The organism is Curtobacterium sp. Curtsp57 (genome assembly GCF_047324335.1).
Classification (GTDB): domain Bacteria; phylum Actinomycetota; class Actinomycetes; order Actinomycetales; family Microbacteriaceae; genus Curtobacterium.
The window spans coordinates 3,204,023-3,230,993 of sequence record NZ_CP168511.1; the positions used below are offsets into that span (position 1 = coordinate 3,204,023).

At 71.5% G+C, this 26,971-nt stretch carries 25 protein-coding genes; 19 read left to right on the plus strand and 6 right to left on the minus strand.

What is annotated here, in order from left to right:
• Window positions 1-53: 53 nt before the first annotated feature.
• The 5 genes from ACEN9V_RS15495 to ACEN9V_RS15515 are packed head-to-tail and all read left to right on the plus strand — an operon-like array spanning window position 54 to window position 7,414.
• Window positions 54-1,295, plus strand: a complete 1,242-nt coding sequence (locus tag ACEN9V_RS15495) for an aminotransferase class V-fold PLP-dependent enzyme (protein WP_413601039.1) — start codon at window positions 54-56, stop codon at window positions 1,293-1,295.
• The gene (locus ACEN9V_RS15500; protein WP_413601040.1) at window positions 1,292-2,386 is read left to right on the plus strand and encodes an FAD-dependent oxidoreductase; all 1,095 of its coding nucleotides are present in this window, start codon (window positions 1,292-1,294) and stop codon (window positions 2,384-2,386) included. The genes ACEN9V_RS15495 and ACEN9V_RS15500 overlap by 4 nt, the downstream gene beginning before the upstream one ends.
• Window positions 2,383-3,924 carry a gamma-glutamyltransferase gene (locus ACEN9V_RS15505; RefSeq protein ID WP_413601041.1) on the plus strand — a complete coding sequence of 514 codons (1,542 nt, stop codon included), beginning with the start codon at window positions 2,383-2,385 and terminating at the stop codon, window positions 3,922-3,924. Before ACEN9V_RS15500 ends, ACEN9V_RS15505 begins: the two co-directional genes overlap by 4 nt.
• 56 nt (window positions 3,925-3,980) lie before the next feature.
• Window positions 3,981-5,978 (plus strand): primary-amine oxidase, encoded by a 1,998-nt coding sequence (locus ACEN9V_RS15510; protein WP_413601042.1) that lies wholly within the window; start codon window positions 3,981-3,983, stop codon window positions 5,976-5,978.
• Window positions 5,978-7,414 carry an amidase gene (locus tag ACEN9V_RS15515; RefSeq protein WP_413601043.1) on the plus strand — a complete coding sequence of 479 codons (1,437 nt, stop codon included), beginning with the start codon at window positions 5,978-5,980 and terminating at the stop codon, window positions 7,412-7,414. Before ACEN9V_RS15510 ends, ACEN9V_RS15515 begins: the two co-directional genes overlap by 1 nt.
• Window positions 7,415-7,444: 30 nt before the next feature.
• On the opposite strand, the gene ACEN9V_RS15520 is transcribed toward ACEN9V_RS15515, so the two are convergent.
• Window positions 7,445-8,176, minus strand: a complete 732-nt coding sequence (locus ACEN9V_RS15520) for a GntR family transcriptional regulator (protein WP_413601044.1) — start codon at window positions 8,174-8,176, stop codon at window positions 7,445-7,447.
• A gap of 141 nt (window positions 8,177-8,317) precedes the next feature.
• Here ACEN9V_RS15520 and ACEN9V_RS15525 point away from each other — a divergent pair, with 141 nt between their 5' ends.
• The 10 genes from ACEN9V_RS15525 (at window position 8,318) to ACEN9V_RS15570 (ending at window position 18,883) form a co-directional block, all read left to right on the plus strand.
• On the plus strand, window positions 8,318-8,842 hold the full coding sequence (locus ACEN9V_RS15525; protein WP_413601045.1) for a hypothetical protein: 525 nt from the start codon (window positions 8,318-8,320) through the stop codon (window positions 8,840-8,842).
• 103 nt (window positions 8,843-8,945) lie between these two features.
• On the plus strand, window positions 8,946-9,707 hold the full coding sequence (locus ACEN9V_RS15530; RefSeq protein WP_413601046.1) for an amidohydrolase family protein: 762 nt from the start codon (window positions 8,946-8,948) through the stop codon (window positions 9,705-9,707).
• A complete protein-coding gene (locus ACEN9V_RS15535; protein ID WP_413601047.1) occupies window positions 9,704-10,183 on the plus strand; it encodes a hypothetical protein in 480 nt (159 codons plus the stop codon). Before ACEN9V_RS15530 ends, ACEN9V_RS15535 begins: the two co-directional genes overlap by 4 nt.
• A 110-nt stretch (window positions 10,184-10,293) precedes the next feature.
• On the plus strand, window positions 10,294-10,899 hold the full coding sequence (locus ACEN9V_RS15540) for a cysteine hydrolase family protein (protein ID WP_413601048.1): 606 nt from the start codon (window positions 10,294-10,296) through the stop codon (window positions 10,897-10,899).
• The gene (locus ACEN9V_RS15545) at window positions 10,892-12,262 is read left to right on the plus strand and encodes an amidohydrolase (RefSeq protein ID WP_413601049.1); all 1,371 of its coding nucleotides are present in this window, start codon (window positions 10,892-10,894) and stop codon (window positions 12,260-12,262) included. Before ACEN9V_RS15540 ends, ACEN9V_RS15545 begins: the two co-directional genes overlap by 8 nt.
• 111 nt (window positions 12,263-12,373) lie before the next feature.
• On the plus strand, window positions 12,374-13,954 hold the full coding sequence (locus tag ACEN9V_RS15550) for an ABC transporter substrate-binding protein (protein WP_413601050.1): 1,581 nt from the start codon (window positions 12,374-12,376) through the stop codon (window positions 13,952-13,954).
• A 68-nt stretch (window positions 13,955-14,022) separates the two neighbouring features.
• A complete protein-coding gene (locus ACEN9V_RS15555; protein ID WP_413601051.1) occupies window positions 14,023-15,066 on the plus strand; it encodes an ABC transporter permease in 1,044 nt (347 codons plus the stop codon).
• The gene (locus tag ACEN9V_RS15560; protein ID WP_413601052.1) at window positions 15,059-16,786 is read left to right on the plus strand and encodes a dipeptide/oligopeptide/nickel ABC transporter permease/ATP-binding protein; all 1,728 of its coding nucleotides are present in this window, start codon (window positions 15,059-15,061) and stop codon (window positions 16,784-16,786) included. The genes ACEN9V_RS15555 and ACEN9V_RS15560 overlap by 8 nt, the downstream gene beginning before the upstream one ends.
• Window positions 16,783-17,601, plus strand: coding sequence for an ABC transporter ATP-binding protein (locus tag ACEN9V_RS15565; protein ID WP_413601053.1), 819 nt, complete (start codon window positions 16,783-16,785; stop codon window positions 17,599-17,601). Before ACEN9V_RS15560 ends, ACEN9V_RS15565 begins: the two co-directional genes overlap by 4 nt.
• A 22-nt stretch (window positions 17,602-17,623) precedes the next feature.
• A complete protein-coding gene (locus ACEN9V_RS15570) occupies window positions 17,624-18,883 on the plus strand; it encodes an amidohydrolase family protein (RefSeq protein ID WP_413601054.1) in 1,260 nt (419 codons plus the stop codon).
• Between the two features lie 23 nt (window positions 18,884-18,906).
• Here ACEN9V_RS15570 and ACEN9V_RS15575 read toward each other — a convergent pair whose 3' ends face one another.
• Window positions 18,907-19,602, minus strand: coding sequence for an alpha/beta fold hydrolase (locus ACEN9V_RS15575; RefSeq protein ID WP_413601055.1), 696 nt, complete (start codon window positions 19,600-19,602; stop codon window positions 18,907-18,909).
• Complete coding sequence (locus tag ACEN9V_RS15580; protein ID WP_413601056.1) at window positions 19,599-20,249, minus strand: cyclase family protein; 651 nt, start codon at window positions 20,247-20,249, stop codon at window positions 19,599-19,601. The genes ACEN9V_RS15575 and ACEN9V_RS15580 overlap by 4 nt, the downstream gene beginning before the upstream one ends.
• Before the next feature lie 76 nt (window positions 20,250-20,325).
• Here ACEN9V_RS15580 and ACEN9V_RS15585 point away from each other — a divergent pair, with 76 nt between their 5' ends.
• On the plus strand, window positions 20,326-21,147 hold the full coding sequence (locus tag ACEN9V_RS15585) for an N-acyl homoserine lactonase family protein (RefSeq protein WP_413601057.1): 822 nt from the start codon (window positions 20,326-20,328) through the stop codon (window positions 21,145-21,147).
• Window positions 21,148-21,193: 46 nt separating this feature from the next.
• On the opposite strand, the gene ACEN9V_RS15590 is transcribed toward ACEN9V_RS15585, so the two are convergent.
• Together ACEN9V_RS15590 and ACEN9V_RS15595 are read right to left on the minus strand one after the other, a co-directional pair.
• On the minus strand, window positions 21,194-22,243 hold the full coding sequence (locus tag ACEN9V_RS15590) for a methionine synthase (protein ID WP_413601058.1): 1,050 nt from the start codon (window positions 22,241-22,243) through the stop codon (window positions 21,194-21,196).
• Between the two features lie 21 nt (window positions 22,244-22,264).
• Window positions 22,265-23,245, minus strand: a complete 981-nt coding sequence (locus tag ACEN9V_RS15595; protein ID WP_413601059.1) for a putative oxygenase MesX — start codon at window positions 23,243-23,245, stop codon at window positions 22,265-22,267.
• A gap of 119 nt (window positions 23,246-23,364) precedes the next feature.
• Between ACEN9V_RS15595 and ACEN9V_RS15600 the strand changes: the two genes are divergently transcribed.
• From ACEN9V_RS15600 to ACEN9V_RS15610, 3 genes are all read left to right on the plus strand, one after another.
• Entirely contained in the window at window positions 23,365-24,306 is a 942-nt protein-coding gene (locus ACEN9V_RS15600) for a LysR family transcriptional regulator (protein WP_413601060.1), read from the plus strand.
• A 27-nt stretch (window positions 24,307-24,333) separates the two neighbouring features.
• Entirely contained in the window at window positions 24,334-24,762 is a 429-nt protein-coding gene (locus tag ACEN9V_RS15605; RefSeq protein ID WP_413601061.1) for a hypothetical protein, read from the plus strand.
• A gap of 180 nt (window positions 24,763-24,942) precedes the next feature.
• Window positions 24,943-25,932 (plus strand): NAD-dependent epimerase/dehydratase family protein, encoded by a 990-nt coding sequence (locus ACEN9V_RS15610; RefSeq protein WP_413601062.1) that lies wholly within the window; start codon window positions 24,943-24,945, stop codon window positions 25,930-25,932.
• A gap of 36 nt (window positions 25,933-25,968) precedes the next feature.
• On the opposite strand, the gene ACEN9V_RS15615 is transcribed toward ACEN9V_RS15610, so the two are convergent.
• A complete protein-coding gene (locus ACEN9V_RS15615; protein ID WP_413601063.1) occupies window positions 25,969-26,934 on the minus strand; it encodes an SDR family NAD(P)-dependent oxidoreductase in 966 nt (321 codons plus the stop codon).
• Between the last annotated feature and the right edge of the window lie 37 nt (window positions 26,935-26,971).

Here is a 26,971-nt window from a genome sequence, read left to right on the forward strand (position 1 = left end):
TGATGGGATACATTCAGCGTCCGGGGGTGACGCCACGAGGGAGGACCCGCCACATGACGATCGGTCTGCAGGACGGCACACGCGCCGACCCGGCAACGAGGGTGATCGACGTGGCCGCCGAGCGGTCACGCACCGCCGGCACCGCGGGTCGCCACTACTTCAACGCGGCAGGTGCCGGCCTGGTCAGCGACGGCGTCCTGGAGGCAGTGGTCGCCCACATGCGTCACGAACAGCGGGTGGGCGGCTACGAAGCGGCGAACGAGGCCGCCGACGACGTCGCCGCGGTGTACACGTCGGCCGCGGCGTTGCTCGGAGCGCGAGCGGACGAGATCGCGCTGTTCGACAGTGCGACGAGCGGACTCCGCGGCGTCTTCGACGCGCTCCGGCTCGGGGCGGGCGACACCGTGATCGCACCACGGTCGAGCTACGTGAGCCAAGCGCTCCGGCTGCTCGCCATGCAACGGCACGACGACGTCCGACTCGTGGTCGTCCCGAACGACGCCAGCGGTGCGATGGACCTCGAGCTGCTCGAACGCGCCGTCGCCGGGGCGTCCGGCCGGGTCGTGGTGAGTGCCGTGCACGTGCCCACGTCCTCCGGTCTCGTCGAGCCCATCGCCGAGGTGTCCGCCATCGCCCGCCGTCACGGTGCCTGGACGGTCGTCGACGCCACGCAGTCCGTCGGGCAGATCGACATCGACGTCACGGCCGTCGACTGCGACGCCCTCGTCACCACCGGCCGCAAGTTCCTGCGCGGGCCGCGGGGGACCGGACTGGCCTACCTGCGCCGCGGAACGCTCGAGGGGCTCGGCGCGTGGGCCCCCGATGTCCGCGGCGCGGTCTGGACCGGCGAAGATGAGTGGACGATGGACGGCACCGCGCGACAGCTCGAGACCTGGGAGTGCTCCGTCGCGTCGCGGCTCGGGCTGGGTGTGGCGCTCCGGGAAGCGCTCGACAGGGGCCCCGCGGCCACCGAGACGCATCTCGTCGCGCTCGGCTCCCGGATCCGGGCGGCGCTCGCCGAGATCGACGGCGTCACCGTCGCGGACCCGCCTGCGTCCCCGTCCGCGATCGTCACCTTCACGGTGGACGGCCTCGTGGGCAAGGAGGTGTCCACCAGGCTCCGGACGCGGCGCATCGACTCGATCGCGGTCCCGGCGAGCCACGCCCAGTGGGACCTCGGCACGCGCGGGCTGCCGAGCGTCGTGCGGGTCTCCCCGCACGTCTACAACGACGACGAGGACGTCAGGGTGTTGCTCGACGGCGTGGCCGAGGTCGCCGCGGAGGCCCGTTCGTGACCCCGGTGCGCGACGTCGTCGTCCTCGGACTCGGCATCCACGGGTCCGCCACCACGTACGAGCTCGCGCGCCGCGGCCTCGACGTCGTGGCCGTCGACCGCTTCGCTCCCGGGCACGCGCGCGGCTCCTCGCACGGCGCCACCCGCATGGTCCGCCGCGCCTACCCGAGCCCGGTGTGGAACGACCTCGTGGACCGCGCGTACCGCGGCTGGGACCGCTGGGCGGCCGCAGCCGGCGCACCCTTCCTGCACACGACGGGCGGACTGTACGCCCACCGGGGCGAGCCGACGCTGCAGGGTGGGTCGAGCCTCCCGGTCGACCGTGCCGACTGGTCGACGCTGGCGCCCTCGCTGCGCCTGCCCGAGGCGTACGGCGCCGTCCACGACCCGGACGCCGGCGTGCTCGAAGCCGCACGGGCCCTCGCCTTCGCGCAGTCGGCCGCGTCGGCGGCCGGCGCCGAGCTCCGCCACGGTGCGACCGTGCAGGACTGGCGTGTCGACGACGGCGTCGTGACGGTCCGGACCGACGCGGGGGAGCTCCGCGCCCGCCGTCTCGTGCTCGCGGGCGGTGCCTGGGCGTCACGGCTGATCCCCGCCGCCGCCGGGTTCTTCGAGGTCTGGCGCATCCTGACCCTCACCGTGCCGACCGGACAGGTGCTCGCGCAGCCACCTGCCCTCGGCTGCTTCTCCGTCGACCTGCCGGAGGGCCTCGTCTTCGGCCTGCCCGAGGCCGCCGGATCCGGCGCGAAGATCGGCATCGACGCCGGCCCCGTCTGGGACCCGGAGGTCCCGGTCGCCCCGCCGACCCGTGACGAGATCGCACACCTCGCCGACTTGTTCCAGCGCTTCGTCCCCGGGATCACGACCGACGGCGGCGACGCCGTCGCCTGCCTGTACACGATGACGCCGGACAAGCGCTTCGTCGTCGGTGCGCTCCCTGACCACCCCGAGGTGCTCGTCGCGGCCGCGTGCTCGGGGCACGGCTTCAAGTTCGGCCCGGCCGTCGGCGAGGCGCTCGCCGACCTCGTCCAGGGCGTCGCACGCCCCGACCTCGAGTTCCTCAGCCCGGCCCGGATGGTGACCACAGCATGACCGACCCCGCCACCACGTCCGCTCGACGGATCGCCGTCGCCGCGCCGCACCCCGCCGCGCTCGACGCTGCTGCCGAGGCCGTCGCAGCCGGCGGTGACGCCGTCGACGCAGCCCTCGCGGCAGCGGCGGCACTGACCGTCGTCTACCCGCACCAGTGCAGCATCGGCGGCGACCTCGTCGCACTCGTCCGGCGTCCGGGGCAGCCCGTCACCGCCGTCGTCTCGGCGGGCGCGGCACCCGCCGGGATCGACGTCGCGGCGCTGGCGCGCGAGGAGCGCATGCCGCGGCAGGGTGCGCAGACCGTGACGGTGCCCGGTGTGGTGGCCGGTTGGCGTGCCATCGACGCGCTCGGCGGCCGGCTCGGGCTCGCCGCGCCGTTGACCCACGCCGCGCGACTCGCGTCGGACGGCGTCCCCGTGTCCGCCGGGCTGGCCAGGGCCATCGACGTCCGGAGCGCAGAGCTGCACGCCGACCCCGGGATGGTGGGGGTGTTCGGCGACGGCGACGGCGGACTGCTGGGCGAGGGCGACCCGCTCGTGCAACCCGCGCTCGCCGCGACCCTGACCGAGCTCGCCGAGGACCCCGGCGCGATGTACTCCGGCCGGATCCCCGCATCGATCGCCGCGCGCCTCGGGGAACTCGGCGGTGCCCACACCGCGGACGACTTCACCGCGCACCGTGCCGAGACCGTCGCCCCGCAGGAGTCCACGGTGGGCGGGGTGCGGTGGTGGGTCGCCCCGCCGCCGACGCAGGGCGTCGTGCTGCTCGGCATCCTGCCCGAGGCACTCGCGGCCGACGCCCCGGACCGCACCGCGGAGCTCGTCGACGCGGTGCACCGCGCCGCTCTCGTCCGGCAGGCCGAGCTCGGCGACCCGCGCGGGGGTGCCGTCGACGTCGGCGCGATGCTCGCCCCCCGCGGTCCCGGTCGTGTGGGAGCGCTGCCCCGTGCCGGACGGGCGCTCGGCGACACCGTGGCCGTCACCGCCGCGGACGACGACGGCACGGTCGTCACGCTGATCCAGAGCGTCTACCAGCTCTTCGGCTCCGGCATCCTGGACCCGGGCACGGGGATCGTGCTGCACAACCGCGGGTCGGCGTTCAGCACGGACCCCGCGCACCCTGGTCACATCGGCCCGGGACTCCGGCCGCCGCACACGCTGCTGCCCGTCATCGCCGAGACCGACGACCTCGTGCTCGGTCTCGGTTGCCAGGGCGGGAGCGCCCAGCCGTGGATCCTGGCGCAGGTCGCCCGTGACCTCATCGGCCCGGACGCCGACCCCGCCGAGGTGCTCGGTCGACCGCGGTTCGTCGTCGGTGCCCGCGACCTCGGGCACGAGGCGATGACGCTCGTCGCCGAACCGGGGTCCGACGACGCCGTGGCCGCGGCGAGCCTGCTCGGGCTGCCCGTGGCCCGGACCGACGGCCCCGTCGACGAAGCCGGGCACGTCCAGACCGTGCGCCTGCACGCCGACGGTCGGCTCGACGCCGCGAGTGACCCCCGCGCCGATGGTCGCGCCGTCGTCCTCGACGCCCCCTGACCGTCACCCGCTCCCGACCTCCCACGCCCCACGCCTCACCCGTCAGAAGGAACGCCATGAGCAGCACCGTCCACGTCCTCGACCCGCTGACCTCCGCCGAGATCGCCTCCTTCGTCCGGGCCGTCCGCGACTCCGGCCGGATCGGCGCCCGTCCGCGGTTCTGGGGGATCGCCCTCGACGAGGAGAAGGCGCGCGGCTCGGTGGCCGGCGGTGCGCGTCCGGTCCGGCTCGTCGTGATGGACCCGGACGCGCACGCCGCGTGGGAGGTGAGGGGGTGGACCGCCGGCCCGGACTCGCCCGCCATCGTGGAGCTGTGGACGGACGTCGACCACCGTCGCCCCGGCGTCTCGAGCGACGAGGCGCGGCTCATCGCGCAGGCCGCCCGGAACTCCCCGCTCATCGTCGAGGCGCTCGCGAAGCGTGGCATCACGGACACCTCGCTCGTCTGGGTCGACCCGGAGTCGATCACGGGCTTCGTCCCAGAGGACCTCGCCGACCGCCGGCTCAGCTGGGGCACCGTCTGGTACCGCGAGTTCCCCGAGGACAACGGCTACGCCCGGCCGGTCGCCGGGCTCGTGCCGATCCTCGACCTGGACACGCTCGAGGTCGTCCGCATCGAGGACCACGGTGTCGTCCCGATGGCGAGTGAGACCGGCGTCTACACATCGGGCACGTGGGGCCCCGACCGTGAGGTCTCCGCGCTCGACATCGTGCAGCCGGGCGGCCCCGGCTTCGCCATCGAGGGCCACGAGGTCCGCTGGCAGAACTGGACCTTCCGCGTCGGGTTCTCGCACCGCGAGGGTCTCGTCCTGCACGACCTGACCTACCGCGACGGCGAGGCCGAGCGCTCCGTGCTGCGTCGCGCCGCCGTGAACGAGATGTACGTGCCGTACCTCGACAGCGACCCGACGGCGTACCGCAAGAACTTCTTCGACTGGGGCGAGTACGGCGCAGGTCCCCTCACCGCGAGCCTCGAGCTCGGGTGCGACTGCCTCGGCGAGATCCGCTACTTCGACGTGGACTTCCTGGACGGCCACGGTGAACCGCAGACCATCGTGAACGGGATCTGCCTGCACGAGGAGGACGACTCGATCCTCTGGAAGCACGTCAACACCCGGACCGGCAGCGCCGAGGTCCGCCGCAGTCGGCGGCTCGTCATCTCGAGCTTCGCGACCGTGGCGAACTACGACTACGGCTTCTACTGGTCGCTGTACCAGGACGGCTCGATCGAGCTCGAGGTCAAGCTCACCGGCATCATGTCCGTGTCCGGGATCGCCGACGGGGAGCAGCCGCGGTCCGGCCGGATGGTCGCCCCGAACGTGCAGGCCCCGACCCACCAGCACTACTTCGCCGTTCGGCTGGACACCGCCGTGGACGGCCCGCTGAACCGGCTCGTCGAGGTGCACGCCGAGCCGGAGCCGGACGAGGCACTGAACCCCTACGGCAACGCCTGCATCGCCGTCGAGACGCCGATCGCGTCCGAGTCCTCCGCCGCCCGCACCACAGACCCCGCACGCGCCCTGCACTGGCGGATCGAGAGCGAGTCGGCGCAGAACCGCTTCGGCGAGGCGACCGCGTACCGCCTGGCGATCAAGGACACCGCGCAGCTGCACGTCCGGCCGGGCAGCATCGTCGAGCGGAAGGCGCCGTTCGTCGCCAAGCACCTGTGGGCGAGCGCGTTCGACGCCGAGGAACGCTTCATCGCCGGTGAGTACCCCAACCAGGGCGAACTCGGGGACGACGGCGTGCACGTCTGGCAGCGGGCGGACCGCTCGTTGGAGGACGAGCGTCTGGTGCTCTGGCCGGTCCTCGGTGTGCACCACTTCCCGCGCCCGGAGCAGTGGCCGATCATGCCGGTCGACCGGATCGGGTTCCGGCTCGAACCGGACGGCTTCTTCGACCGGAACCCCTCGCTCGACGTCCCGCCGTCCGCGACCGACCACTGCGCCCCGGGCGCAGGCCGCGACCACGACGGCCACGACCACGACACCCACGCCGCGCACGACGGGCACGTCCCCGCCGAGCAGCAGCACGACCACGAGGGCGGCCGCTGATGACGCACCGCGACGACGCCCCGGACCACCTCGCCGACTGGTCCGCCGTCCGCCTGGCCGACGCCGTCGCGGCCAGGGAGGTGTCGGCGGTGGAGGTGATGCGCGCCCATCTGGATCGGATCGAGGAACGCAACCCGCGCCTCCAGGCCGTCGTCTCCCAGCAGCCGGACTCGGTCTCGCTCGCCGCGGCCGAGGCAGCAGATCGCCGCACCGCCGAAGCACGCGCCGCCGGCGAGCCGCTCCCGCCGCTGCACGGCCTGCCCACGGCGGTGAAGGACCTGATGGACGTCGCCGGGTTCCCGACCACGAACGGGTCGGCCGCGTTCGCGGGCGCGCGTCCCGCACAGCACGACAGCGTGCTCGCGACCCTGCTCCGTGACGCCGGTGCGATCATCATCGGCAAGACGAACACACCGGAGATGGGGCAGGGCGTCCTGACGTTCAACCCCGTCTTCGGCACGACGGTCAACCCGTGGGATCCGTCGCGGCACGCGGGCGGGTCGAGCGGCGGCGCCGGCGCTGCGCTCGCCGCGCGCATGCTGCCGATCGCCGACGGCTCGGACAGTGGCGGGAGCCTGCGCTACCCGGCCGCGTTCTGCAACGTCGTCGGCGTCCGTCCGAGCCCCGGCCGGGTGCCGAGCGGCCGGACCGGCAACGCGTGGACGCCGCACGGTGTGACCGGGCCGATGGCGCGCGACTCCGCCGACGCGGCGCGCTTCCTCCAGGCACTCGCTGTCGAGAAGACCGTCTGGCCGATGTCCGCGATGCCCGTGCACCCCGTTGGGCCCGTCCAGGTCGACGGCCTGCGGATCGCGTGGAGCGACGATGCCGGCGGCTTGCCCATCGATCCCGCCGTGCGGGCCGTGCACCGCGCGTTCGCCGAACAGCTCGCCGGGCTCGGTGCCGTCGTCGAGGCGGACGAGCCCGACTTCACGGGCGCGGACGAAGCGTGGGAGACCATCGAGACGTTCGAGTTCTTCCTCGGCGGTCGGCACGCGGTCGACGCCGGTGCGCATGGATTCCGGCCCGACTACGTCCGGAACGTCGAACAGGGTCGGGCGATGACGGCGACCCAGCTCGCGGACGCGTACGAGCGACGGACACGCATGTACCGGGACACTGCGGCGGTCCTCGACCGGCACGACGTCCTGGTGCTGCCGGCCACGCCGGTCGCTGCACCGCCCGCCGACGTCGAGTGGGTCGACGAGGTCGACGGGCACCGGTTCGAGCGGTACTTCACCTGGCAGATGCTCGCCAACCGGCTGACGCTCGCGGCGCACCCGGTGGTGGTCACGTCGGCGGGCTTCACGGCCGAGGGGCTGCCCGTGGGCGTGCAGGTGGTCGGCCGGTACGGGCGCGAGGAGCAGCTGCTCGCGGTCACGCGCGCCATCGAGGAGGCGACCGGCTGGATCCGGCGGGTGCCGACCTTCCGGTAGCCCGGAGGCTGCGTCAGCCCGGAGGCTGCGTCAGCCCGTGAAGACCGTGGAGGAGCGGCGCTCGTACCAGTGCGCCAGGTGCTCTCCCGCGCGCAGGACGTGCTCGCGCATCAGGCCGGCGGCACGGTCGTGGTCCCCGGCGACGAAGGCCTCGACGATCTCCTCGTGCTCCCGGAAGTTCTCCTCGCGGTGGCGGGAGTTCTCACGGAGCACGAGTCCGGAGACGTTGCGAGGGAACGCGTCGTTGATCTCGACGAGCATGCGCGTCAGCCGGGTGTTCCCCGACGCGCCGTAGATCAGCCCGTGGAACTGGTCGTTGTCGACGCCTTCGCGCTGCTTCGGCTGCTCGCCCGCGGCCGCGACCTCGGTCGCGCCTTCGGTCGCGCCTTCGGCGGCGGCGAGCGATCGCTCGTACATCGCCTGGTTCACCGAGCGGAGCTGGCCGATGGTGGCGTCGTCGAGCCGGTCGACGGCGCGACGGGCCGCGAGCGACTCGAGCTCGGCGCGGACCTCGTAGGCCTCGCGGACCTCCCACGGCACGGGGACGCGGACGACGGCACCACGATTCGGGACGACCTCGATGAGCCCGCCGGTCTGCAGCTGCCGGAGCGCCTCGCGCACTGGAGTCCGGCTGATGCCGAACTGGGCGGCGAGATCAGCCTGTCGGAGCGGCGCGCCGATCGGGATCTCGCCGGACATGATCTTGGCGCGGATGCGAGCAGCGAGGTCGTCGACGAGTGCGTTGCCGTCGGTTGTTGTCACGTCGTGGTCTCCCTCGGTGCGTCGTCGCGGCGGGCGCCGCTGGCGGCGGGCGCCGCTCGCGGTCTGCGCCGCTGCGGGTCCAATCCTGCCAGGTGGTGTACCCCATTGCCGTATCCGACTCGCCCATGATTGGATCCAATCATGCTCGCCCTCCTCGCCATCACCATCGCGGCGGCCGTGGTCGCGCTCGTGCTCGGTGTCGTCGGGGTGCGCCGGGTGGGACCGTTCACCCTCGTGGCCGAGGTCGCCATGCTCGTGGCGATGGTCGACGTCCACGTGCCGGCGCTCGGCGTGGTGCCTGCTCCCTTCTGGGCGCTCGCGCTCGGAGGATGCGCCCTCGGCACCGCGCTCGTCGACCGCCTGCGCCGTGCGTCCAGGCCGGACGCGGACCACCTGCACGCGCTCGGCATGCTGCTCGGAGCGGGGTTCGTCCTGCTCGACGGCACGGCGTCGCACGGGGTGGCTGCGTCCGGCGCGACGCACGTCCACGGCGCCGTCGCCCACGGTGCCGTCGTGCTGCTGCCGCTGGCGGTCGCCGTCGTGGTGCACGCCGGGATCGTCGCGCACGGACTGCTCGGCCGTCGGCTGCCGCGCGTCGAGGCTGCTCGCCGCGCGGCGTCGCTCGCGAGCCTCCTCGCGATGGGGGCGATGGTCGTGGTGCACTGAGCGGTCTCTCGACCGATCGCTCGCAAATTGGATCCAATTCTGGCAGTATCGGATGTCATGTGGGCGATCACGGCCCACCGCCGCCGACGAGGAGACGCCCACGATGATCATCGACGCCTACAACACCACGCAGGACCGCCGCGGTCGCAGCGACTACCTCAGCGGTGTGCGACCCGGCGAGGAGCCCCCGGCGTACACACCCTTCGACGCGGCGCGCATCATCGACCGCATGGACGCGGCCGGCGTCGACCGGGCCATGGTCTGCTCGCTCGCCCAGGGCATCGAGAACGACTTCCTGATGGACCTCGTGGCCGCGCACCCCGACCGCCTGTTCGGCTTCGGTCAGGTCATGCCGCAGTGGGAGAACGCCACGGACGAGATCCGCCGCTTCGCGGAGGGCGGGCTGGTCGGCCTGAAGCTGCACCCGAGCCTGCACGGCTACCACGTCGCCGACCACGGCCTGCTCGACCCGCTCTTCGAGGTCTGCGCCGAGCTCGGCCTCCCCGTGCTGATCAACGCCCTCGACGACGCGTTCTGTGCACCGTTCGCCATCGAGGAGATCGCCAAGGGGCACCCGACCGTGCCGACGATCATCGCCCACATGGGGGCGGTGTGGAACGTGCCGGAGGCGATCATCGTCGCGGAGCGGAACCCGCACGTGTACCTCGAGACCTCGGCCACCCTGATGTCCGACGTGAAGCGGGCCTACGCCAGGCTCGGCGCGGAGAAGATCCTGCTCGGCTCGGAGTGGCCGGGCAGTGACTTCGACCTCGAGCGCATGAAGATCGCCAAGGCCATCCCGGACGAGGCCGACCGGGCCCTCGTCGAGGGTGGGAACATGGCGCGCATCATGGGCTGGTCGTGACCGACGGCTCCGCGTCGTCCGTGTCGGACCGGCCGGTGCTGCACGGGCCGCCGACCGGGATGGACGACGGCGACCGCGAGCTCCTCGAGGCCGCGACGACCGTGCTGTCCGACCGGTACCGCGTCGGTGTGCACGAGGTCGCGGCGGCGCTCCGGTTGGCCGACGGGAGCGTCGTGACCGGCCTGCACGTCGAGGCGTCCGCCGGCCGTGCGTCGGTCTGCGCCGAGTCTGCAGCCCTCAGCGCGGCGATCATCGTCGGCCAGCCCGTCGTGTCGGTCGTCGGTGTGCTCCGGCGACCCGCTGGGAGCCTGCACCTGATCGAGCCGTGCGGCGTGTGCGCGGAACTCCTCGCCGACCATGCGCCCGATGCCCGCGTGTGGGTGGCGGTCGAGGACGGCTTCGGGCCGGTCGCCGTCGCCGACCTGCTGCCGTTCCGCCGTCGCCGTTCGGCCCGCTTGGCGACACCCGAGGTTTAACACTCCTGAAACGCCCCTGACCCGTGCGGTGTCCGAGCGCATCGGAGGATGACGACGACGGCGAGCACCGGTCCCCACCCGAGCGCCACCCGTCACGGAAGGAACCACCCATGCTCGCCGTCTCCGGCAACCCCGTCCTCGTCGTCGTGGACATCCAGGGAGGCGCCGCCTCGACGATGCCGACACCAGGCATCCCCGTCATGAGCGGCCGCGCCGAGCGCGCCCCACGCGTGCGCGAACTCATCGAACACTGCCGCACCGTCGGCGTCCCGGTCGTGTTCATCCAGGAGGTGCACAAGCCGGACCTCGTGGACATCGGCCGCGAGCTCGACGGCGCCGAGGGTCCGCACTGCATCGAGGGGGACGAGCAGACCGACCTCGCCTCCTGGCTGGATCCCCGCCCCGAGGAGTTCGTGATCCGCAAGCGCCGGTACTCGGCGTTCTTCGGCACCGAACTCGAGATCGTCCTGAAGGCCTACCGTGCCGGCACGCTCCTGCTGGTCGGCGGCCTCACCGACGTGTGCATCCACTACACCGCGGCCGACGCCCACCAGCACGACTACGCGGTCCGGGTCCTGACCGACTGCGTCGCGGGGTCGAGCGAGCGGGCGCACGATGCCACCCTCGAGGCGATCCGGTACCTGCAGCGCGACGCCCTCGTGACCGCGGCCGACGTGCACACCTGGCTCGACGAACGGGAGCCCGTCGGTGTCTGACACCGCGGCGGCCCGGATCGTGGTGGGGACCGTCCGGACGATGGACCCCGAACGTCCCACGGCCGAGGCGATGCTCGTCGTGGCCGGCCGGATCGCGGCGGTCGGCTCCGTCGCCGAGGTACGTTCCGCCGCACCGGTCGACGTGGTCGAGGACCATGTCGACGGGACCGTCCTCCCGGGCTTCACGGACGCCCACTCCCATGCACAGCGCGCCGGCCTGAAGGCCATCCAGCTCATCGATGCCGGCGCGGACGCGGAGGCCTTCTCCGCCGCCATGCTCGCCGACGGGGACGCTGATCCCGATGCCCCCGACTGGCTCGGCGAGACGCCCCCGACCATCGACGACCGGCTCGCAGCGATCGTCAGGGTCCAGCCGCTCCTGCACGCGATGGGCTTCACCGGCGTCGTGGACCCGGCCGTCACGCTCCCGGAGCTCGAGGGGTACCGCGAGGCGCACCGCCGTGGACTCCTGACGATGCGGGTGGTCGCGATGCCCTACCCGGAGCTGGGTAGCCCTGCCGTCCCCGACGTCGACGCGGCCCTCGCGCTGCTCGCCACCATCGACGGCGTGACCGGCGACGGTGACGATCGGCTGCGGCTCGGACCGATCAAGGTCTACTACGACGGTGAGGGCATGAAGGGGCAGGCGTTGCTGGAGACGCCCTGGTCCGGCGACGACCACGGCGTCCAACGCATCTCGGCCGACGACTTCGCATCGCTCGCCGAGGGATGCGTCGCGTCCGGATGGGGACTCGGCGTGCACGCGGTCGGCAGTCGCGCGGTCGCCGAGGTGCTCGACGGGCTCGAGAGGGCCGAGCAGCGCACCGGTCGCCCGGTCGGACCCCTCCGGTGCCAGCTCATCCACGCCTACCTCGAGCCGAGTCCGGAGAGCACGGCTCGCGCCGCCCGTCTCGGTGTGGTCGCGTCGCTGCAGCCCTCCATCGCGTGGAAGAACGCGGCGGGGCTGCGCCGACGGCTCGGCGTCCGGGTGGACACGGTGAACCCGGTGCGGTCCTGGCTCGACGCGGGTGCGGTCGTGGCGATGGGGTCCGACGCGCCGTACTTCCCGTTCGACCCACGGGCCGTCGTCCCGATGGCGTCGGCTCGACGCATGCGGGGCTCCGACGAGCCGGTCGGACCAGAGCAGGCGATCTCGGTCCTGGAGGCGGTCGCGGCGTACACCCGTGGATCCGCTCATGCCGCCTTCGCCGAGGACCGGCGAGGGACCCTTCGGCCAGGTGCGCTCGCCGACTGGGTGCTGCTCGACGTCGATCCGGCCTCGTGCTCGCCCGAGGCCTTCGCCGAGGCCCGTGTCCTCCGGACGGAGGTCGGTGGCGAGACCGTTCATCGCGCGCAGATGTAATCCACACGAAACATAGTTGGATGCGTATTGTCCTAGATTGGATCCAAGTTGGACCCGACCCCTGGGACTGACCCCCTGGCATCACCCCGAATCCCATTGGAGGACAGCACCATGGTGAGGAAGCGCATCCTCGTCGGCGTCGCAGTGGCGACCGCCGTCGGCCTCTCCCTGAGCGCGTGCACCGCGTCCGGCAACGCCGGCACCGGCGGCGGCTCGTCGACCACCGACACGATCAACGCCGAGCTCTGGTACGCACCGGCGACCTTCGACCCGGCGAAGGCCTCTGCCAGCTCGGACGTCACCGTCGCGCGGCTCGGCTTCGACACCCTGCTCCGCCAGGGCGAAGGGGACGACGGTGGGTACATCGGCGGTCTCGCGACCAAGTGGGACGCCGAGTCGGCGTCGAAGTACGAGTTCACCATCCGCAAGGGCGCGACCTGCTCCGACGGCACGGCGATCACGCCGTCCGTCGTCGCGAAGTCCTTCGAGTACCTCGTGGGTCTCGACGACTCCGGCGCCCAGACGTGGAAGAACCAGGCGTTCGGCTCGGGCGAACCGACCTTCACGCCCGACGATTCAGCAGGCACCCTCTCGATCTCGCTGAGCGCGCCGTACTCGCAGCTGCTCGGCGGCATGACGCGCCCCGGCACCGGCATCATCTGCCCGGCCGGCCTCGCCGACCCGAAGGGGCTCGCCGCCGGCACCGTGAAGGGCGCCTGGTCGGGCCCGTACACGCTCGCGAAGTCGTCGGCGGGCAAGAGCGTGCAGTACTCGCTCCGCAGCGACTACGACGCGTGGCCGGCATGGAAGGACGTCTCGGGCAAGCCCGCCAAGACGATCAACATGACGGTCCAGGCCGACTCGAACACGAGCGCCAACCTGCTGCAGTCCGGCGGTGTCGACGTCGCGCGCTTCTACGACTCGAACGCCGAACGGTTCGAGAAGGGCGACTACTCGACGGTCAAGTTCGCCAGCTCCGCCTACAACCTCGTCTTCAACGAGGCCGAGGGCTCCGGATCGGTGTTCGCGGACAACCAGCCACTGCGCGCGGCCGTCGCCCAGGCGATCGACACCAAGGGCTTCAACGACGCCGGCCTCGACGGTCTCGGAGTCAAGCAGACGACCGTGAACGCCGCGAGCTACCGCTGCGCCGTGGACGGCTCGTCCCTCGTGCAGTCGTACGACCCGAAGGCCGCCGCCAAGGAGCTGAAGGGCAAGACCATCCGTCTCCTCATGATGTCGAACTGGGACCCGGCTGCCGACTTCCTCGCGGAGTCGCTGCGGAACGCCGGTGCGACCGTGACGGTGTCCGCCCCCGACCCGGCCGACTGGACGAAGCAGATGCGGACCGAACCCAAGACGTGGGACGTCGCGATCGCAGCCGAGGACGCGCAGGTCGGCCTGATCAACCTGTCGATCGCCCGGTACCTCGGCGCGACCTACCCCGACGGTGGCACGAACGTCTCGTCGAGCGACAACCCCGATGGCGTGAAGGCGTACCAGGCAGCCATGGCGACCACCGATGCCGACCAGCAGTGCACCGACTTCGAGACCGCGCAGAAGTCGATCCTCGAGCGCGTCGACATGACCCCGCTCATCACGGACACGCACCGCTACGTCGCCCGGAAGGGCTTCGCGACGCACGTCTTCTCGGGCTACTGGGACCCGTCGGCGATGCGGATCGTCGGCTGACCCACTGACTGCACGAGCCACCAGCACCACCCATCACAGCCCGGACCGGAGCACCTGGAGGACCCACGATGAGCACCACCACCGTCGACCATCCCCCCGTGCCCGGTCCGGGCGACCCCGTCGCAGCAGCTCCCCGAGCGGCCGGCCTCGGGAGCGCCTGGCGGCGGTTCCTGCTCCGTCGCGCCGTCGGCCTCATCGTCAACCTCGCGCTGCTCGTCCTCGTGACCTTCCTGATCGTGCAGCTCATCCCCGGCGATCCGGCCACGGCCATCGCCGGTGACACCGCGACGCTCGCGCAGGTCGAGCTCGTCCGGCACCAGCTCGGCCTCGACCAGCCGATCCCGGTCCAGCTCTGGCACTACGTCGCCGGTGTGGTGCATGGCGACTTCGGCGACTCGTACAAGTACCGGATCCCGGCGATGGACGTCGTGATGACGGCGGTGCCCTACACGCTCACCATCACGATCTCGGCCGTCCTGCTCCTCCTGGTGCTCGGACTGGCGCTCGGGATGACGGTCGGGGTGCTGACCCGCGGTGACCGCCACCGCTGGCTCGACGTGTCGTTCACGGCCGTGACGGGGCTCATCTCCTCGATCCCGGTCTACGTCCTCGCCACCGGGTTCGTGGTCGTGTTCGCGGTCCTGCTCCACGTCCTGCCGCCGGCGTACTCACCGGCCTACGACTTCGGCGCGGCCGCCGTCCTGCCGATCGCCTCGCTGACCATCGGCGGCACCTGTTCCGTCGCGCGCATCGTGCGGCGCGAGACCGCGGTCATCCTCGAGCAGGACTACATGCGGACCGCGCGCGGCTGGCGACTGCCCGCACTGTCGATCTACGCGAAGCACATGCTGCCGAACCTGCTCACCACCGCGCTGACGCTCTCCGGCATCATCCTGACCGCGCTGCTCGGCTCCGCACTCATCACCGAGGCGGTGTTCGCCTGGCCCGGCCTCGGCGGCGTGATCGTCCAGGCGATCGCCGTCGACAAGGACTACCCGGTGATCCGTGCCGCGGTCTTCGTGATCGGTCTGATCTCCCTCGTGATCACGCTCGTGATCGACATCATCCTGGGTCTCATCGACCCGCGCACCCTCGGAGGGAAGCGTGGCTGACACCATCACCACCGTCCGTGCCGCGACCGTCGACCAGCCGGCACGACCCAGGGCGTTCAACTGGAACGCCGGTCTCGTCGTCGGTCTCGTCATGTTCGGACTGATCCTGCTCATCGCGGTCGTCGCACCCTTCGTGTTCGGGTCCCAGGCGAGGGGCATCGGCGGCACGGCCGGCCTCGGCTCGACCGCGGAGCACCCCCTCGGCACCGACACCCTCGGTCGCGACATGCTCGCCCGCACCCTCGTGGCCACTCGCGCGACGGTCGTCATGGCGCTCGCAGCCACGGCGCTCTCCGCGATCGTCGGCATCGCGCTCGGCATCGGCGTCTGGCTCGCGCCGACGCGGCTCCGCGAGTTCGGGCTCCGCGCGATCGAGTTCGCCGTCAGCTACCCGACGATGCTGGTCGCCATCATCGTCGCCGCGATCCTCGGTCAGGGGATGGTGCAGGTGGTAGTCGCGATCGCCGTCGCCAACATCGCCGGGTTCGCCCGGCTCACGGCGAACCTCGCGGCGAAGATCTCCGTCAGCGAGTACGTCACGACCGCTCGTCTGATGGGCGTGCCCGCGCACCGGGTGGCGGTCCGACACGTGCTCCCGAACATGGCTGAGCCCACCCTGATCCTGATCGCCGGCGCGTTCTCCGGATCGCTCGTCGAGATCTCCGGGCTGTCCTTCATCGGCCTCGGTGCACAGACCCCCGCGTTCGACTGGGGCACCCTGCTCAACGACGGTCTCGATCGCATCGCGGTGAACCCGGTCGTCATCGTCGGCCCGGCGGTCGCCCTGACCTTTGCGTCACTCGCCGCCCTGCTCGTCGGGGACGGCCTCGCCGCAGCGGCGAACCCGCGTTCGAACACGACGCGTGCCCGGACCACGCGTGCTCCTGAGGCGTCCACACTCGCTGTGGAGGACGACGCCGTGCTCGTCGCCGACGGCATCACCGTGCTGCACGGCGCGAGCGGTCGTCCGCTCGTGGACGACGTGTCGTTCACGATCCGACGCGGCGAGGTGCTCGGGATCGTCGGCGAGTCCGGTTCCGGCAAGTCGCTCACCGCGTCCGTCGTCGCCAAGCTCCTCAGCGAGGGGCTCGAGGCGTCGGCCCGCCGGCTCGAACTGGGCGGGGTCGACCTGCTCGGCCGCGTGCCCGACCGCGTGCTCGCCTCGCGGATCGGCCTGGTCTACCAGGACCCGGGCACCGCCCTGAACCCGGCGATGGTGCTCGGCATCCAGCTCTCCGACGTGCTGCGGATGCGGTTGCGCCACAGCCGGCGCGATGCCATGCGCCTGCTGTCCCAGGGGTTCCGAGCCGTCAAGCTCACCGACCCCGACGGGCGACTCCGGCAGTACCCCCACCAGCTCTCCGGCGGGATGAAGCAGCGCGCGATGATCGCCTCGGCGATGAGCACGAAGCCGGACCTGCTCATCGCCGACGAGCCGACCACCGCGCTCGACGTGACCGTCCAGCGCGAGGTCCTCACCGTGCTGAAGCGCATGAACGAGGAGTCCGGGACCGCCGTGCTCTTCATCTCGCACGACCTCGGGGTCGTCCGCGCGCTGTGCGACCGGGTCCTCGTGATGCGGAACGGCAGCATCGTCGAGCGCATCGACGACGTCGCCGGCCTGTCGCCGGAGACGGTCGACCACCCCTACACGAAGCAGCTGCTCGCGGCCACGCCGGTCGTGACGGTCCCCTCGGAGCAGACGGAGGCGCACGCGTGACCGACACCACCACCACGACGACCCGCCGACCGGCCGCGACCGATGCCGACCCGATGATCGACGTCCGCGGCCTCGACGTCGCGTTCGGGTCGACGACCGTCCTGCACGGCGTCGACCTGCGCCTCGACCGCGGCCGCACCGTCGGCATCGTCGGCGAGTCCGGCTCCGGCAAGTCCACGCTCGCCAAGGTCCTCGTGGGCACGGTGAAGCCCGCCGCCGGGAGTGTGACGGTCGACGGCGTCGACCTCGGCTCGGCGCACCGATCCGCCCTGCACGCCGCCAGGCGCCGCATCCAGATGGTCCCGCAGGACCCCTACTCGTCGCTCTCCCCGCGGCGCACCGTGGCGCAGACCCTGGCCGAGGCGATCGACCCGATCCGTCCGCGCGTGGCGACCCACGAGGAGCGCATCGGCGGCTGGCTCGAGCGCGTCGGGCTCTCGCCGGACATGATGCACCGCTACCCCCACGAGTTCTCCGGCGGCCAACGGCAGCGCATCGCGATCGCCCGCGGGCTGATCATCGATCCGCACCTCGTGATCGCCGACGAGATCACCTCAGCACTCGACGTCTCGGTGCAGGCGCAGATCCTCGACCTGCTCGCCGACATCAAGGAGTCCCTCGGGTTGACGATGGTGTTCATCTCGCACAACCTCGCCGTCGTGCAGCGCGTGAGTGACGAGGTCGTGGTGCTGTACCAGGGCGAGGTCGTCGAGTCCGGGCCCGTGGAGCAGATCTACGCCGACCCGCAGCACTGGTACACGCGCCGGCTGCTCGACGCCGACCCCGGCTCCGCCCGCTTCAGCCTGACCGGCTGACCGATCACGGAAGGTCGCGACAGTGGCGGCACGACTCCCGACGACCCCGCACTCCCTCGGTGCGCTCCGACTGGTCGGCGCGACCCTCGTCGACGGCACCGGTGCGCCGCCGCGCGCCGACACCGAGGTCGAGCTTCGGGACGGCGTCATCACCTACGCCGGTCCGCGACGCGCTCCGGTCCCGGGCGTCCCGGTCGCGGACCTCACCGGCACCTGGCTGCTCCCCGGCTTCATCGACGCGCACGTGCACCTCAGCATGGTGCCGACCGCCCCGGAAGAGCAGCGTGCGCGGTTCCCCGAGGAGGACGTGCTCGAGGTCGCCGTGATGCTGCGTTCCACGCTGCACGCCGGCGTCACCACCGCACGGGACCTCGACGGCCTCACCCCCGGGTACCGGAACGCCGTCGCCCGCGGCACGGTGCTCGGCCCGCGACTCCACCTCGCCATCGCGATGCTCTCGCCCACCGGCGGGCACGCCGACCCCGTCCGGCCGAACGGCTCGCTGCCGGCATGGGCGGTGCGGTCCGGGATGCCCGAACCCGGCGTCGTCGACACCGACGAGGACGTCGTCCGCACCGTTCGCACCCTGCTCCGCACGGGCGCCGACGCGATCAAGGTCTCGACGTCCGGCGGCGACCCGGACGACGTCGGGATCACCGAGGAACAGGTCCGCCTGGTCGTCCGCCTCGTGGGGGAACGCGGCGGGCGGCCCGTCACCGCGCACGCCCTGACCGACGCCGCCGCACGAGCCGCCGTGCTCGGTGGCGCGTCGAGCATCGAGCACGGGTACGACCTCAGCGACGAGACCATCGCGCTCATGGTCGAGCGCGGGACCGCGCTGGTCCCCACCCTCAGCACGCTGCTCCGCGAGCTCGACCCGGCCACCGCCTCCGAGGCGCGCCTGCGCCAGCGCGCCGCTCTGCACGAGCGCGGGCTCGACAGCGTCCGCCGCGCCGTCGCCGCCGGGGTCCCCGTCGCACTCGGCACCGACGCCGGCGTCCATCCGCACGGCCGCAACCTGGCGGAGCTCGCACGGCTGGTGCAGGTCGGTCTGACGCCGCTCGCCGCCGTCACGGCCGGCACGCTCCAGGGGGCGCGGCTCCTCGGACTGGAGGACCGGCTCGGCTCCGTCGAGCCCGGCAAGGTGGGCGACCTGGTCGTCTCCCGCGTCGACCCGCTCATCGACGTCCGCGCGCTCGCCGACGCTGCCAGCGTCCGCGCGGTCCTGCAGTCCGGACGCGCGGTCAAGGACCTCGACGGTCTGGTGACCACGGCCTCCTGACCGTGGCCACCGCCGGACCTTGCTCAGGCGACCGCGGCGATCGCGCGTTCGATGACTGCGACGACCCGCTCGGGCGCCGCGTGGGCGACCGCGTGGCTGGTGTCGACCTCCTCGGCGTCCGCGCCCATGCGCGCGACGAACTCGCGCTGGATCGCCGGCAGCAAGTGGCGGTCACTCGACGCGACCAGGTACCAGCTCGGCCGCGTCGCCCACGCGGGCTCGCCCGTCGGCTGCTGGAACGCGGCGTCCGCGGTCACGCGACGCTCGTAGCGTGCTGCGCGCAGGACGTCGTCGGGGACGTCCCACGCGAGCGCCGCCCGGGACTCCTCGTCGTCGCGGGTGACCCACTCGCCGTCCGGGCCGCGGTCCGTGTACCGCGAGACGAGGGCGGGTTCGCTGCGTTCGACGATCGCGGAGACGGACTCGCCGGCGTCCGGTGCGAACGCCGCGACGTAGACCAGACCGACCACGCGCTCGTGCGTACCGGCGTTCGTGATCACGGCGCCGCCGTACGAGTGCCCGACGAGCAGGACCGGACCGTCGACCGCGTCGACGAGTGCGCGCACCGATGCCTCGTCGTCCCGCAGTGACGTCAGGGCGTTGTCGGCGAGCGTGTAGGCGATGCCGCGAGCACGCAGGAGCGGCGTGACGGAGGACCACGCCGACGGTGACCCACCGGCACCGTGGACCAGGACGACGTGCACCCTCGAGGTGCTCACGCGCCGACCGCCGCGACGAGGGGGAGCAGGACGGTCGGGGCCGGCGCGGCCTCCCGTCCGGCGAACGGCACCGGCTGGCAGACCATGAGGTAGTCGCCCGGCTCGACATCGGACAGGTCCGCGTTCTCGAGGATCACGATGCCCGCCCCGCAGAGCGCGACGTGTGTCGGCCAGGCCTCGGTGCGGGCCGGGGCCTCCATCGTCATGTAGTCGATGCCGGCGAACCGCACCCCGTGCTCGACGAGCCACGCGGCGCCGCTCGGCCCGAGGCCGACCCACGTGTCGGAGCGCACGTTCCGCGTCAGAGCGTCGGTCGAGTTCCGGGTGCGGAAGAGCACACGTTCGGCACCGACCGCTCCGGCGTCGGCCAGGTCCTCGCCCGTGATCTCCTCGGCGACGTGGCGGAGGTCCAGGACCCGGACCGGTCCGACGACGCTGTCCAACGCGATCTCGTCGACCGTCGTCGCCCCGGGGACGAAGTGCGACGGGGCGTCGACGTGGGTGCCGGTGTGGGCACCGATCAGCCACCGCGAGACGTCCGACGAGAATCCGTCGGCGATCTGCTCCACCATCTCGTAGGTCGGACGGCGACCCCAGTGCAGCATCTCGGTGTGGATCGGGATGTTGATGTCGATCGCGTCGGTCATGAGGTCCCTCCGGGAACTGCGGCACAATGGATTCGGTTCTGTAAAAATTGTATCCAATCAGAGTCGAGGAGCAAGCATGGTCCGAACGGTCCGCGACCTGGGTGTGGACGAGCTCGCGCTCGCGGGGCGACCGCGTCGGCTCGTTCCGCTCGTACTCGGATGGGAGCCCATCCCGGAGTCGGTCTCGCTCCGCGGCGGAGACCCGGCCCGGTTCCTCCTCGAACCGGTGACCGCCGCCGCGGTCGTGTTCGACGAGGGTTGGGTGCTCGTCGACGGCGGCTTCGACCTCGACCGCGTCCGGGACCCGGATCAGCGGGCGGCCCACTACGACCATGCGAACTACACGGCCGTCGTGCCGCCGGGTGATGCCCTGGCGGAGGGGATCGCCATCGCGGGCCTGGCGTGGCGGGCGCTGGCGGCGTGCGTGCTCTCCCACGTGCACCTCGACCACACCGGTGGCCTCCGCCTCGTGCCGCCAGGCACGCCCGTCGTGCTGCAGCGTCGCGAGTGGGAGTGGCTCCGGAGCGGGATCGGACGCCGGGAGACCGTCGTGGTCGACGACGTCCTCGGCGCCGACGTCGAGGTGCTGCTGGTCGACGGGGACACCGACCTCGCGCCCGGGCTCGGCGTGCTCGACACCCGTGGGCACACGCCCGGTCATCAGTCGGTGCGGGTCGACATGCCGGGCCGCGCGGTGGTGCTCGCGTGCGACGCCGCCGACCTCGAACGGAACCTCACCGAGCGGACGCCGTGTGGATGGGTCGGGATCAGGGGCGACGAGCCCGACGCCCAGCGGTCCGTCGACCGGCTGGCCGACCTGGCCGGACTGCCGGGCGTCGAGGTGTGGCCGGGACACGACCCCGCGTGGGGGCCGTGGATGCGACCTCTGGACGATTGACGGCTCGCCTCCGTTCGGAGGCGAGCCGTCGTGCAGTTCGCAGTGGTCAGTGCGCCACAGGTGCGGCGACGGTCGCGAGCTCGGCCCGGACGATGTCCGCTCCAGCAGAGAGCGCGCCCAGCTTGTCCAGCGCTGCCCCTCGCGCGAGCGGCGCCATCCCGCAGTTGGAGCTCGGGATGAGCTTGTCGGCGTCGACGAAGTCGAGTGCGCGACGGAGTACCTCCGCGACCTCCTCCGGCGTCTCGACGGTCTCGGTCGCGACGTCGATCGCGCCGAGCATGACCTTCTTCCCGCGGATGAGCTCGACGAGGTCGAGCGGGACGTGGGAGTGGATGCACTCGAGCGACACGATGTCGATCGAGGACTGCTGCAGCAGCGGGAAGGACTGCTCGTACTGGCGCCACTCCGCGCCGAGCGTCTCCTTCCACTTGTTGTTCGCCTCGATGCCGTACCCGTAACAGATGTGCACGGCGGTCTCGGCACGGAGGCCCTCGGCTGCGCGCTCGAGCGCGGCGACACCCCAGTCCTGCACCTCGTCGTGGAAGACGGTGAACGCGGGCTCGTCGAACTGGATGATGTCGACGCCGGCCGCTTCGAGCTCTCGGGCCTCCTGGTTGAGGATCGTGGCGAACTCCCACGCCAGCTTCTCGCGGCTCTTGTAGTGCTGGTCGGAGAGCGTGTCGATCATGGTCATCGGGCCGGGGAGCGCCCACTTGATCGGGCGGTCGGTCTGGGCGCGCAGGAACTTCGCGTCCTCGACGAAGACCGGCTTCCGGCGGCTGACGGCACCGACGACGGTCGGGACGGCAGCGTCGTACCGGTCGCGGATCCGGACGGTCTCCTTGCGGTCGAGGTCGACGCCGTCGAGGTGCTCGATGAACGTCGTGACGAAGTGCTGGCGGGTCTGCTCGCCGTCGCTGACGATGTCGATGCCGGCGCGCTCCTGCTCGTGGACGGCGGCCCGGAGTGCGTCCTGCTTGCCCTCCGTCAGTGCCGCCCCTTCGAGCTGCCAGGGGGACCAGAGCTTCTCGGGCTCGGCGAGCCAGGACGGCTTCGGCAGGCTGCCGACGATCGAGGTGGGCAGAAGGGTGCTCATGCTCGTTGGGTTCCTCACGGTTCAGTGGGTCAGGGCGGCGGGGTTCGTTGCCCACCGCTCGAGGAGTGCTCGGTGCGGCTCCACGAGGTGCTCCTCGGTGTAGCGGCCCTGCATGACGCCGAGGCGGCTGCGTTCCTCGCGGTCGTAGGCGACGCCGGTCGAGGAGAAGTCCGTGTGCTCGAGGGTCGGACGGTAGGTGGTCGGCGCGGGCGTGTTCGCGTTGTAGATCTCCGGCCGGTAGATCTTCTGGAACGTCTCCATGGTGCTGATCGTGCCGATGAGCTGCAGGTCCGTGTAATCGCCCAACAGGTCACCACGCGTGTAGAACGCGAGCGGAGCCTTCCCGCCGGCGGGCATGAAGTAGCGCACCTGCATCCCCATGCGGCCGAAGTAGTCGTCGGTGAGCGACGAGTGCTCGTGCAGGTACTCGGCACCGAGGACCGGGTGCACGGTGCCCGACTGCTGGTAGGTCTGGCTCGTCGAGACGCTGATGCAGACGACGGGCTCGGCGTCGAAGTGGTCCTGGAACGCAGGAGACTCCAGGAAGCGCTGGAAGAGCTGGCCGTGCAGGTACCCGAAGTGCTCGGGGATGCCGGCGCTCTTGTCGAGGGTGGGCAGCAGCACGGAGAAGTCGTAGTCGCGGAGGTACGAGGAGAAGTTGTTGCCGAGGATCCCCTGGTGGCGCTCGCCGGTGTGCTGGTCCACGATCGTGACGTCGAGCATCTCGAGCAGGGGGAACTGCTCGTCCGAACCCCCGTCGACGAAGTGCGCGGTGACCGAGACGATGTCGAGCTCGACCCGGTACCGGTCGCTCGAGGGGTCGCCCACAGCGAGGTCGTTGCAGCGGCGATCGATCATGGCGATCGCGCGGCGGAGGTTCTGCTGACGCTGCTCCCCGCGTGCGAGGTTGGCGAAGTTCGTGGTCAGGCGCGAGCTGTCGGCGGGGGAGTAGTCCTCGTCGAAGCGGGTCCTGGTGATGCTGAAGGTGAGGTCGTTCGCCATGGTCGGCAGTCCGTACGTCGAGCGCCCGGAGGCACTGGGGAAGGGGTACCTCGATGATGTCGCGATTCGACGGCCATCGGGTAATCCCCAAACGCTATGCGCTGGTATAGCCTCCGCCTATGGCTCGGGTATCCAGTGACATCACCCTGCAGCAGCTCCGCTACTTCATCGAGGTCGCGACGGAGGGCTCGATCAGCGCGGCGGCTGATCTGCTGTACGTCGCGCAGCCGACCCTGTCGGCCGCCATGAAGGACCTGGAGGCTCGGATCGGCCGGGCGCTCTTCGTGCGTTCGGCGCGTGGTGTCGTCCTCACCGTCGACGGCGTCGAGTTCCTCGGGTACGCCCGCCAGGTGGTCGAGCAGGTCTCCCTGCTCGAGCAGCGCTACGTCGGCGGGCAGCCGTCACGTCGGCTGCTCGGGGTCTCCGCGCAGCACTACTCGTTCGCCGTGGAGGCGTTCGTTCGGATGGTGGAGGGTGCCGCCGCGGACGAGTACGAGTTCTCGCTCCGGGAGACGCGCACGTGGGACATCATCGAGGACGTCCGCACGCTGCGGAGCGAGGTGGGGATCCTCTACCGCAACGACTTCAACCGGCAGGTCCTCGGGAAGCTGCTGCGCGACGCCGGGGTGGTGTTCACGCCGCTGTTCGTCGCGGAGCCGCACATCTTCGTGTCCCGGCGGAACCCGATAGCGTCCCAGGCGCGTGCGACCCTCGACGATCTCGCCGACCTCCCTCGGCTGACGTTCGACCAGGGTGCGAACAACTCCTTCTACCTGGCGGAGGAGATCCTGTCGACGATGTCGAGCAAGCGGGAGATCCGGGTGTCCGACCGGGCGACGATCTTCAACCTGATGATCGGCCTCGGCGGGTACACGATCTCGACCGGGCTCATCAGTGACGACCTCGACCCCGAGATCGTCGCCATCCCGCTCGACGTCGACGAACGCATCGAGATCGGCTGGATCGCGCACGCGTCGGTCCCCCTCACGGTGCAGGCGCAGACCTACCTGGACGAGTTGCGGGCGGTGGTCACCGGCTACGGGGTGGAGCCGCTCGGCTGAGGAGTCGCTGCGATGTAGGTTCTGTCCATGGGGTCGGATCCGGACGACGGCACGGAACGCGGAGCCGGGGCACGGTGGTGGGTCCCGTGGGTCGCGGGTTTCCTCGCGAGCGCGGCAGCACTCATCGCCCTCAGCGAGGTGTTCCCCGTCGCCATGGCCGTGCTCGCCGGCTACGGATCGAGCGTCGGCGCCGCGTGGAGGGGCCGCGGGCAGACGGCCGCTCGGGCGACTCGCGGGCACTGGGTCGCGGCCGGATGCTCCGTCGCCCTGTTCGTGGGAATCGGGCTGCTCCTCGGGGCTGCCGGGCTGTCCTTCAGTGACGACCAACGGGGGAACGCGGCCGCCGGTGCCGTGGTCGGCGGGGTCCTGCTCGCCGTCAGCGGTGGTGCGCTGCTCGCGATGGTCCTCGCCGTCCGACGACGACGACGCCGTCGACTACTTCGCGCCGACGACTGACCGTTCACTCGGGATGGCCGAAGAGGGACAGGAGCGTCCAGATGAGGCCGATCACGGCGAGCCCGACAGCGACAGCAAGGCTCAGCTCGCTGTCCTTCGGTCGATCGCGAACGAGACAGCCGAGTTTCGCTCATCGCGGACTGGCGGACGGAGCGACGCCCAGCACGATTGACTCCGCGTATGCGTGCGCTGGTGCTGGGCGGAACAGGGTGGCTCGGTCGCGCGATCGTCCGCGATCTCCTCGGTGCAGGAGCCGTCGTCACCTGCCTTGCTCGCGGTGAGTCGGGCGGTGTGCCCGACGGAGCCGAACTGATCCGCGTGGATCGTCGAGGACCAGGCGCCTACGAGGCGTTGGGCGGCGACTGGGACGAGGTCATCGAGCTCTCGTGCGAGGTCGATCTCGTCGAGCCCGCCCTCGACGCACTCGCGCATCGCGCGGCCCACTGGACCCTGGTGTCCTCCGTGTCCGTGTACGCCCGAAACGATGAGCCGGATGCTGACGAGTCAGCACTGCTCGTGGAACCGACTGACCTGACGGAGTACGCGGATGCGAAGGTCGCAGCGGAACGAAGCAGTGCGGCCCGTCTCGGTTCCCGTCTCCTGATCGGACGGCCCGGGCTCATCGTCGGCCCAGGCGATCCCAGCGACCGGTTCGGGTACTGGCCAGCGCGGTTCAGCAGGAGCGGTCCGGCCCTGGTGCCGACGGCCTCCGGTCGGTTCGTTCAGGTGATCGACGTCGACGACCTCGCCGCCTGGATCGGTCAGGCGGGACGAGCAGGCCACACGGGTGTCGTCAACGCCGTCGGGGAGGCGCACCCGATGCGCGACTTCTTCCGCAGCGCGGCCGACATCGCGGGCTTCGACGATGACCTCGTGGAAGTCGACGACGACGCACTGCTCGCCCAGGACGTCCGCTACTGGGCGGGTCCTCGTTCGCTGCCACTGTGGCTCCCGCACTCGGACGCGGCGTTCGCCCAGCGGTCGGCTCGCGCGTTCCAGGAGGCGGGCGGAGTCGCTCGGCCACTGGACGAGACCCTCGCCGATGTGCTCGATGACGAACGGTCCCGTGGCGTCTCCCGGCCTCGTCGGTCAGGTCTCACCGAGTCCGAGGAGCGGGCGGTCCTGCACCAGGGTGGAAGCGAACGCTCCCCTGAGCCGCCGTCTTGGTGACCGATTCTCCGTGGGGACGCTGCTGGCTGGGTCGCTTCAGCTGCTGAGGAGCTCGTTCGAGACGGTCCAGAGCCGCTGCGCGAGTGCGGGGTCGAGTGCCCACGCCTTCACGCCGTGCGGATGGTCCGCCATCGCTGCGTCGTCGGGCACGGTGTATGCCTCTCGGCAGTCGTCGAGGTAGTGGCCGCCCGTGTGGGCGAACTCATCCGAGACCGCGGCGACCATCGTCGTCGCGGCGCCCTGTTCGATGGTCTTGTAGGTGAACACGCCTGCTGCTTCGGCTGCGTTGAGGGACGCTCTCTGCTGCTCGGAGAAGTTGCGTTGCAGTCCGGTGACGATCCCGCCGGGATTGACGGCGTTGGCAGTGATGCCGTCATCTGCCCACTTTCGCGTGGCTTCGACTGCGAAGAGGGAGTTCGCGGTCTTTGACTGCGCGTATGCAGTCTGGGGGTTGTAGGGGCGGTCGTCGAAGTCGAGGTCGTCGAAGTCGATCCCCGCGCGCATGTGCGCGGTCGAGCTGAGTGCCACGACGCGGGCTTCGCCACGGCCCATGGCGCCTGCTGCGAGGGCCCGGTGCAAACCGGACGCGAGTGCGTGGTGTCCGAGGTGGTTCGTGGCGAACTGGAGCTCGCGGCCGGCCATGGTGCGCTCGAGGCCGGCCGTGACGAGCCCGGCGTTGTTCACCAACAGGTGCAGCGGCTTGTCCCATGCGTTGACGAAAGCCGTGATGGAGCCGACGTCGGCCAGGTCGAGCCGGGTGACGACCGGACGGCGCATCGTCGATGCCTCGATCATGGCCGCGACGTTCGCGCCGGCGGCGGGGTTTCGCACTGCGAGCGTCACGGAGGCACCGGCGGCCGTGAGCGCACGGGCAGTCTCGACCCCGAGTCCGGAGGATGCCCCGGTGACGACAGCTCGGACCCCGTGGAGGTCGAGCCCCTTGACGACGTCGGCCGCGGTGCTGCTCGCGGCGAACCGGGTGGTGATCAACGGGGAGGTCATGCCGTCACTATACGCAGTAGACATGATCTGTAAAGTG

What these genes read in the sequence shown, in the direction of transcription:
- ACEN9V_RS15495 (WP_413601039.1), top strand. Translation starts at nt 54, where the DNA reads ATGACGATCGGTCTGCAGGACGGCACACGCGCCGACCCGGCAACGAGG.
- ACEN9V_RS15505 (WP_413601041.1), top strand. Translation starts at nt 2,383, where the DNA reads ATGACCGACCCCGCCACCACGTCCGCTCGACGGATCGCCGTCGCCGCG.
- ACEN9V_RS15510 (WP_413601042.1), top strand. Translation starts at nt 3,981, where the DNA reads ATGAGCAGCACCGTCCACGTCCTCGACCCGCTGACCTCCGCCGAGATC.
- ACEN9V_RS15515 (WP_413601043.1), top strand. Translation starts at nt 5,978, where the DNA reads ATGACGCACCGCGACGACGCCCCGGACCACCTCGCCGACTGGTCCGCC.
- ACEN9V_RS15525 (WP_413601045.1), top strand. Translation starts at nt 8,318, where the DNA reads ATGCTCGCCCTCCTCGCCATCACCATCGCGGCGGCCGTGGTCGCGCTC.
- ACEN9V_RS15530 (WP_413601046.1), top strand. Translation starts at nt 8,946, where the DNA reads ATGATCATCGACGCCTACAACACCACGCAGGACCGCCGCGGTCGCAGC.
- ACEN9V_RS15540 (WP_413601048.1), top strand. Translation starts at nt 10,294, where the DNA reads ATGCTCGCCGTCTCCGGCAACCCCGTCCTCGTCGTCGTGGACATCCAG.
- ACEN9V_RS15550 (WP_413601050.1), top strand. Translation starts at nt 12,374, where the DNA reads ATGGTGAGGAAGCGCATCCTCGTCGGCGTCGCAGTGGCGACCGCCGTC.
- ACEN9V_RS15555 (WP_413601051.1), top strand. Translation starts at nt 14,023, where the DNA reads ATGAGCACCACCACCGTCGACCATCCCCCCGTGCCCGGTCCGGGCGAC.
- ACEN9V_RS15580 (WP_413601056.1), bottom strand. Translation starts at nt 20,249, where the DNA reads ATGACCGACGCGATCGACATCAACATCCCGATCCACACCGAGATGCTG.
- ACEN9V_RS15585 (WP_413601057.1), top strand. Translation starts at nt 20,326, where the DNA reads ATGGTCCGAACGGTCCGCGACCTGGGTGTGGACGAGCTCGCGCTCGCG.
- ACEN9V_RS15590 (WP_413601058.1), bottom strand. Translation starts at nt 22,243, where the DNA reads ATGAGCACCCTTCTGCCCACCTCGATCGTCGGCAGCCTGCCGAAGCCG.
- ACEN9V_RS15595 (WP_413601059.1), bottom strand. Translation starts at nt 23,245, where the DNA reads ATGGCGAACGACCTCACCTTCAGCATCACCAGGACCCGCTTCGACGAG.
- ACEN9V_RS15600 (WP_413601060.1), top strand. Translation starts at nt 23,365, where the DNA reads ATGGCTCGGGTATCCAGTGACATCACCCTGCAGCAGCTCCGCTACTTC.
- ACEN9V_RS15605 (WP_413601061.1), top strand. Translation starts at nt 24,334, where the DNA reads ATGGGGTCGGATCCGGACGACGGCACGGAACGCGGAGCCGGGGCACGG.
- ACEN9V_RS15610 (WP_413601062.1), top strand. Translation starts at nt 24,943, where the DNA reads ATGCGTGCGCTGGTGCTGGGCGGAACAGGGTGGCTCGGTCGCGCGATC.
- ACEN9V_RS15615 (WP_413601063.1), bottom strand. Translation starts at nt 26,934, where the DNA reads ATGACCTCCCCGTTGATCACCACCCGGTTCGCCGCGAGCAGCACCGCG.